At 42.5% G+C, this 7919-nt stretch carries 4 protein-coding genes and 1 pseudogene; 4 read left to right on the forward strand and 1 reads right to left on the reverse strand.

Features of this window, described 5'->3' with window-relative positions; all coding sequences use genetic code 11:
- Window positions 1-1761: transglycosylase domain-containing protein (locus LC574_RS16620; protein ID WP_229454541.1), on the forward strand; the 1761-nt coding region annotated here is incomplete at its 5' end.
- A gap of 106 nt (window positions 1762-1867) precedes the next feature.
- Here the strand turns inward: LC574_RS16620 and pdhA are convergent.
- Window positions 1868-2902: a pyruvate dehydrogenase (acetyl-transferring) E1 component subunit alpha gene (gene pdhA / locus LC574_RS16625; protein WP_229454542.1), complete on the reverse strand. Its 1035-nt coding sequence runs from the start codon at window positions 2900-2902 to the stop codon at window positions 1868-1870.
- Between the two features lie 952 nt (window positions 2903-3854).
- On the opposite strand from pdhA, the gene LC574_RS16630 reads away from it, so the two are divergent.
- The 3 genes and pseudogenes from LC574_RS16630 to LC574_RS16640 all read left to right on the forward strand — a co-directional run bounded on the left by LC574_RS16630 (window position 3855) and on the right by LC574_RS16640 (window position 7634).
- Window positions 3855-6158 carry an IMS domain-containing protein gene (locus LC574_RS16630; protein ID WP_229454543.1) on the forward strand — a complete coding sequence of 768 codons (2304 nt, stop codon included), beginning with the start codon at window positions 3855-3857 and terminating at the stop codon, window positions 6156-6158.
- A gap of 419 nt (window positions 6159-6577) precedes the next feature.
- Window positions 6578-7105, forward strand: a pseudogene (cobO, locus tag LC574_RS16635) (cob(I)yrinic acid a,c-diamide adenosyltransferase); the annotation flags it as partial.
- Between the two features lie 352 nt (window positions 7106-7457).
- Window positions 7458-7634 (forward strand): CopG family transcriptional regulator, encoded by a 177-nt coding sequence (locus LC574_RS16640; protein WP_181985004.1) that lies wholly within the window; start codon window positions 7458-7460, stop codon window positions 7632-7634.
- Window positions 7635-7919: the final 285 nt, after the last annotated feature.

The raw sequence follows: 7919 nt of genomic DNA on the forward strand, positions 1-7919 counted from the left end.
ATGGAGAATGAATTAACCAAAGATCAGATTTTAGAGCGTTACCTAAATCTGGTTTATTTGGGAGGTGGAGCTTATGGTGTAGCAGATGCATCCTGGGTATACTTTAGTAAAACGCCAGACCAACTTTCTTTAGCCCAAATGGCAACGATTGCTGGATTAGCCCCTGCTCCTAGCTTATACGCTCCAGACAAGAATCCCGAAGCAGCAAAACGGCGGCGGGACTTGGTATTGCTACGGATGCAAGAAGATAAAATAATTACGCCAGAACAAAGACAGGCAGCAGTCCAAGAACCACTGGCTCTCAAAACCAGTTTACCCAAGCGACTGGAAGTAGAATCACCCTACTTTACCAGCTACATCCAAAAAGAATTGCCGAAGTATGTTTCTCCTAACGTGCTAAAAAGTGAGGGATTAGTAGTAGAAACCACACTGAACCCGACTTGGCAGAAAGTCGCAGAAGAGGCGGTTGCCAAAACGCTGCGAAATCAGGGAAGCTGGGAAAACTTTAAGCAAGGATCAATGGTGGCCATTGACCCCCGCAGTGGGGAAATTAAGGCAATGGTTGGGGGAAAAGATTTTGGTAAAAACCAGTTTAATCGGGTTACTCAGGCACAACGGCAGCCAGGATCGACATTTAAAGGGTTTGTATATGCTACTGCGATCGCTAGCGGTAAAAGCCCCTACGATAGCTACGAAGATGCGCCCTTTGTCGTAGATGGTTATGAACCGAAAAACTATAGTGAAAGGTTTCGGGGTTCCATGAACATCCGAGATGCCCTCACCCGCTCTATTAATATTATTGCGGTGAAGGTGTTGATTGATGTAGGCTTTACGCCAACAATTAAACTTGCCCATGATATGGGGATAAACTCTGAACTCAAGCCCACCTACTCCTTGGCTCTTGGCTCAAATGAAGTCAATCTGTTGGAATTGACTAGCGCTTATGGCAGTTTTGCAACTCAAGGATTGCATACAGAACCTCATGGTATTACTCGCATCCTCAACCGCCAAGGCAAGGTGATCTGGTCAGCTAATTTCAAGCCAAAACGGGCCCTTGACGCTGACAGTGCCGCCATCATGACTTGGATGCTACGCAACGTCGTAGAAGCGGGAACTGGTGCTGCTGCTCAATTAAGTAATAGACCAGTTGCAGGCAAAACCGGCACTTCCGACGAAGCCCGTGATTTATGGTTTATTGGTTACATTCCCCAAATGGTGACAGGCGTTTGGCTAGGTAACGATGACAACCGCCCCACAGACGGCAGTAGTGGTAGTGCGGCTTACACCTGGCACGAATTTATGGAAAAAGCGGCAGAGGGGATGCCCGTAGAAAAGTTTCCCAAACGACCCAAGTTAGAAGGTCGTAAAGGCACTATCAAAGCCCAGTCTATCAAGCCCAAACAAGTGCTGAATCGTTCTATTTCCTCTAATGATGACTCAGAAAGGGAAAGTGTTAGAAATTCTGAGGATAGTGGTTCATATAGGAGACGTAGAACCAGAAGGAGCTATTCTCAAGAAGAACAGCAACCGAGCGATTATACCCCAAGACGGAGAAGACGCGATCGCACCCAAGAATCAACTTATACTAACTCTTCCTCAGAATCATCTCGTCCACGGCGGCGATATAGAAGAGTAGAATCTGATTCTCCTCCCCCGCCTCGAAGAAGTAGGCGATCTTCCTCTCCGGCAAATAGTTCCGGTTCTTCCGGTTCTTCATCACCACAGCCATCTTGGCGGGATAAACTTAGACCTTCTAATTGAGGAGTAGGCATTGGGCATTGGGCATGGGGCATTGGGCATGGGGCATTGGGCATACTCTAAATCCCCACTCCCTATTCCCTACTCCCCACTCCCCGTTCCCCAAAATTTATTCGTCTTCTGCAAACACAAAACGATATAACTCGCTCGGGTCTGGTTCGGGGCTGCTTTCGGCGAATTTAACTGCTTCGTCGATTACATCCTGAATTTTACGATCAATTGCTTTGATTTCTCCCTCATCCGCCAGATTTTGCTCTAGCAAATAAGTTGCCAACTTCTTAATTGGGTCACGGGCGAACCAAAATTCTTTCTCCGCTTTGCTTCGCATTTCATCTGGGTCAGCCAAGGAGTGACCCCGGAAGCGGTAGGTAAGTGCTTCAATTAATGTTGGCCCTTCGCCTGCGCGGGCACGGGCTACAGCTTCTTGAGCCACGGCTCGGACTGCTAGTACATCCATGCCATCCACTTCCACGCCCACCATGTTAAATGCACTAGCTTTTTTATAAATCTCTGGCTGGGAAGTGGCTCGTTCGTGAGACATACCAATGGCCCACTTATTATTTTCGACTACAAAAAGAATTGGCAGTTTCCATAAGGCTGCCATATTTAGCGTCTCGAAAAACTGACCATTGTTAGCTGCACCGTCGCCAAAAAAGCAAGCTGTCACTTGGTCAGCATTTTTATCTCCTAGCACTTCCCGGCGGTATTTGCTTTGAAAAGCTGCTCCAGCTGCTACAGGAATTCCCTCAGCCACAAAAGCATAGCCACCCAACAAGCGATGTTCGGCAGAAAACATGTGCATGGAACCACCGCGCCCTTTGCTGCAACCTGTGGCTTTGCCAAATAATTCTGCCATTACCTCTTTTGCTGGTACACCCGCACTCAGAGCATGAACGTGGTCGCGGTAAGTACTACAAACGTAATCTTCACCCGGTCGCATTGACTGCACAACACCACTGCAAACGGCTTCTTGACCATTGTACAAATGGACAAAACCAAACATTTTGCCCCTGTAGTACATTTCAGCGCACTTGTCTTCAAACAAGCGCCCTAATACCATATCCTCATACAACCGTAACCCTTCTTCTTTAGTGATGTGCGTAGTAGCAGGATTAAATGTAGGTAAAGTACGCTCTTGAACCATTATTTTTGAGTATCCCTGTTGTACAACTTAAACTTACGGTCTTAAATAAGTTGGTCTGATAACACCTCAGCCTTTAACAAGCTAGCGTTTGCAAGACTCAACAATCAAACTTTATTTATGCACCAAAAAAGGGTCTTAGGGAATAGCTGAATTTTTAATTTTTTGATTTTTAACTTTTCAGCCCATGTCCCGTGAGGATTTAACTCTAAGGGCAACATCTGCCGCTTTGGATTTTTCTCTTTTACCGAAACAGTGCTGAGTGCCGTTAGCGATCGCAGAACGTTGAGCCATTGCTGAGTAAAAAGTAAAATAAGTATCGATTAGGCATCAAATCAGTTACGAGTAGTGAATAGTGAGTGAAAAGATTCACAAATACTACGTATTACTCATTACTTCTTACTCAGAACTCAGCCCTCAGCACTCCTAAATATTCCCCTTCATAGAGTAGCAATCAAGATAGGCTGCTTTCTGCATATCCATTAACAATTTTAAAAAAAGGAGGCAAAAATCTATATACCCAAATAGGTAATTGTAATTAAAGGTAAATTATGATATGATTTTTTACTCTAGTTATCAGGGTCAAGACCTCCAATAGTGATATTTTAGTGACCTTCTAGTGGGAAAGTCCCGAAAAAATCAATCATCAATAGATTCTTGCAACCACAACAATTATGCCGTGATTAAAAGCGGTAGTTGTGGTTTGTGCTATCGAAGGCTGATAATAGTCGTGTTAAACAAAAATACTAAGAATTAAGACAAACAATTGAGGCTTTCTAGGCGAAAGCAAAAAATTAGTACTAGAATGTGACTCAAAATTTCGGGAAGGTACAAAACAAGTTGTTGCAATATACACTTGTAGAGTAAATTCTACACGGCATTGTTATGGCACGGTTTTACAGGCCTGGAACGCTCTAGGTGAATTATGTTGATCACGGTGCAGGGGAAGTAGGCTGTGCGAATTCCGCTAGATTACTACCGAATTTTAGGACTACCGTTGGCGGCAAGTGATGAACAATTGCGGCAGGCATATAGCGATCGCATTGTACAATTGCCACGACGTGAGTATTCTCAGGCAGCAATTTCTTCTCGTAAACAACTCATAGAAGAAGCTTACGTGGTTTTATCAGATCCAAAACAACGCAGTACCTACGATCATCTCTATCTTGCCCACGCCTATGACCCTGATAACCTTGCTGCTGCTGCCGCAGTAGCAAAGGAAAATCGTCCAGAAAGCACCAAAAGGGGTATTGACACCCAAAGTCCGGGCATCGAAATTAGTCAAGACGAATTAGTTGGCGCTTTATTAATTTTGCAAGAGTTGGGCGAATACGAGCTTGTATTGAAACTAGGTCGTCCATACCTGGTAAATAAAAATAGTGCTAAAAGTGTAAGAAAGGGCAATAATTTAGCAGACGAAGAAATATACGAAAGCGCTGAACATCCAGATGTTGTTCTCACTGTTGCCCTTGCTTGTCTCGAATTAGGTCGTGAACAGTGGCAGCAAGGTCACTACGAAAATGCCGCCATATCCTTAGAAACTGGTCAAGAACTGCTAGTACGTGAAGGGTTGTTCTCCAGTGTACAGGCAGAAATTCAGGCGGATCTTTACAAATTGCGACCATACCGAATCTTGGAGTTGCTGGCACTACCTCAAGAAAAAACTGCCGAACGACGCCAAGGCTTGGAATTATTGCAAAACCTTTTAGAAGATCGTGGTGGCATTGATGGCACGAACAATGATGAATCTGGTTTAAATATAGATGATTTTCTGCGATTTATCCAGCAGTTACGCACCCATTTAACAGTCGCAGAGCAGCACAAGTTATTTGAAGCTCAAAGCAAACGTCCTTCTGCTGTTGCCACTTACTTAGCTGTTTATGCCTTGATAGCACGGGGATTTGCTCAACGGCAACCTGCTTTAATTCGTCAAGCAAGGCAAATGCTCATCCGTCTGGGCAAGCGCCAAGATGTACATTTAGAACAGTCCCTATGTGCGTTACTCTTGGGACAAACTGAAGAAGCAACTCGTGTTTTAGAACTTAGTCAGGAGTACGAAGCCTTAGCTTTTATTCGGGAAAAATCTCAAGACTCTCCAGATTTGTTACCGGGGCTGTGTCTATATGCAGAACAGTGGTTGCAACACGAAGTATTTCCCCATTTTAGAGATTTAGCAAACCAGCAAGCTTTCCTAAAAGATTACTTTGCTAATCAACAGGTGCAAGCTTATTTAGAAGCACTGCCAACGGATGCAGAAACAACTAACGAATGGGCTGTAATTAACCCCCAGTATTTTCCCCAGCCCAAGACAAATAATCCCCCTCTCGACAACAATTCAACTAGAACTTCAGGGCAATTTAATCACAGCAGAACACCTGACCCACATTTGCCAAAAACACCAACAAAAGAAACGTCTGAATATCCAAACTTATCACCACATATATGGAATTCATCTGGAAGTGTAAAATCAGAGGTTCCTGCTGCTGAACGGATGAACAGAGGCACTAATCAGCATTTGAACGGTTCAGTTAAAAGTACTGCACCTGCTCATAACCAAAAGCGTAGGCAAAGAAAACCTACTCAATCTGCTAGCCGAGGGCGTGTACCAGATAATCGTCCTCCTTCTCGTCGTCCCCGGCGGCGGCGAACTTTTGCTAACACCCTCGAAGGGAAAACACGGCTGGTATGGAGAGTGTTTATTTCTTTGGTGAGTCTATTAGTTCTCTGGGTGGTAGCCACAACAACTTTTGGATGGTTAAAAAATCTGTTTTTTGCTACACGACCTGTGTCAGAGTTATTTGTAGAGATAAATCAACCACCAATATCTATTCCCGATCCAAATAGTAAACCAGAATCAGCACAAGACCCTCTAACAAATGCAACGGCAGAGGAAGTCATTCGGACTTGGTTATCGACCAAAGCTGAAGCTTTCGGGCCGAATCATGAAATTAATAATTTAGAGCAGATTTTAACTGGTTCAGCTTTGTCTAAATCGCGGCAGACTGGTGAACAGTATAGGTCAGAAAACCAATACTACAAGTACGACCATATTCTGAAGATAGAATCTGTAGAGATAAGTGATTTATTTGCAGATCGTGCCGTAGTGAAAGCTACGGTTAAGGAAGCGAAGCAGTTATATGAAGATGGTGAGTTTCAAAAGTCTTCTAGCGAGGATTTGCGAGTTCAATATGATTTGATTCGAGAACGACGTAAATGGCGCATCCAGAGTATATCTGCTGTCAATCAGATAATTAGATAAGTTTGAATATCTTAGGCGATCTGGTCATGAGGAAATTGTTCTGTGAGAGTCGCCTTTGCTAAAGTTTACTGGAAAAGTGATTTAATGAACATATTAAATTATTTAAAACAGTAATAGTAAACTCAAATTATAAGTTTAGTTTGTATATCATATGGATTTCCATACTTGTCTGAAAATCATTAGGACTTACGCAAAAAGTGCTAAAAAGCTTAATTTATCGAACCGCCAAGAACGCCAAGAACGCCAAGAATCGTAGAGTTTGCGTAAGTCCTAATCATGTTAATCAAGCTAACACACTATTAATAATTCACTGAAAACTTACCGGACATTTCCAATCAAGTGATTTAAGTGAAATTGGAGAAGTAAAACGATTTTGGTTCATTCTCAACACTTTTAACAGTTATTTCTAGACAAAGTTGATGACAAACGACACACCACAAGAATTGAACGCAGACCCAGAGATTGGGCGCTTGATTGATCAGGTAATGTCTTCATCTCTGACTGATGAACAGTACCGCAAAAAGATGCAGCGACGCAAAGAAGTGCAGGATCAACGCATAGCACAAGCTGTACCAGAAAAAGGGTTAATTATTGTAAATACTGGTAATGGTAAAGGTAAAACCACTGCCGCTTTGGGGATGGTGTTACGATCGCTAGGTCACGGGTATAAAGTAGCGATCGTTCAATTTATCAAAGGTAGCTGGGAACCTTCAGAAAAACGGGTTTTCGGTAATTGGGAAGACCAGTTAGAATTTCACGCAATGGGCGAAGGCTTTACCTGGGAAACTCAAGACCGCGATCGCGATCTCGATAAAGCTAGCGCCGCTTGGCAAAAATCATTAGAATATATTCGCAACCCAGACTTTCATCTGGTGTTGTTAGATGAAATCAATATCGCGCTGAAAATGTCTTACTTAGAGGTAGAGGATGTTTTAGCGGGTTTGGCGAACTTGGTTAAGAGAGAAGGTCAAATGCTTTCGATGGAGAATAACTTTGGAAATCTTGATTGAGTCAACAATAGGTGTCTCAAATTCATTTATAAAATTTCATTGTCAGGCTTTACTCATGCTGTTAGTAGCGTTATTATCTTCAAAAGCAACTATGTGGTCTTTATCATGTCATAACAGTAACAAATAAAGTGTACTTTTTTAATTTTTTTAGGAAATGATGAATACTTTGACAAAACGAACATTTTTAATATTAATGATATTACTTGTTTCCTGAGACAAATTCTGATAACCTTATCGGTTCCCTCTTTAATTTAGACTCTTTCGACGATCTAAATATCCAGCAGATAGCATGATAATGACAAATAAAAAATGGGCTGTTAAACGTATAACTGTCAATCTCGCAACACAGGAAGCGGAAAAGCTAGAAAAATATTGTCAACAAACAGGTAGACCCGCAACTGATGTGATTCGCGAACTGATTAGAAGTTTGCCTGTCTCCGATGACGACAAAGATGTAAATAAGTAAGAAGTTGCTTTTACGACTTACCAGATAACTGCTTTGTTACCAAAAAATAGTTATGATCCTTTTTTGAGTCCGCCGCAATGGACAAGAGTTTGTCTAGCTGATACAGACGCGTTTTTCTCGCGTCTGGTCAATTGCTGGACTAAAACGAACGATCAAAAAGGTTTTAGTATCGACAAAGCCATGCTTTAATATGCTGGTGGAGTTGATATTAAGTAGCAAATTCCGACACCAACCCAGTTACAATCTGTAAAGAAACTGAAAAGGAACTTCTTACTTATTTACATC

It is taken from the genome of Nostoc sp. CHAB 5715 (genome assembly GCF_020829685.1).
GTDB lineage: Bacteria > Cyanobacteriota > Cyanobacteriia > Cyanobacteriales > Nostocaceae > Nostoc.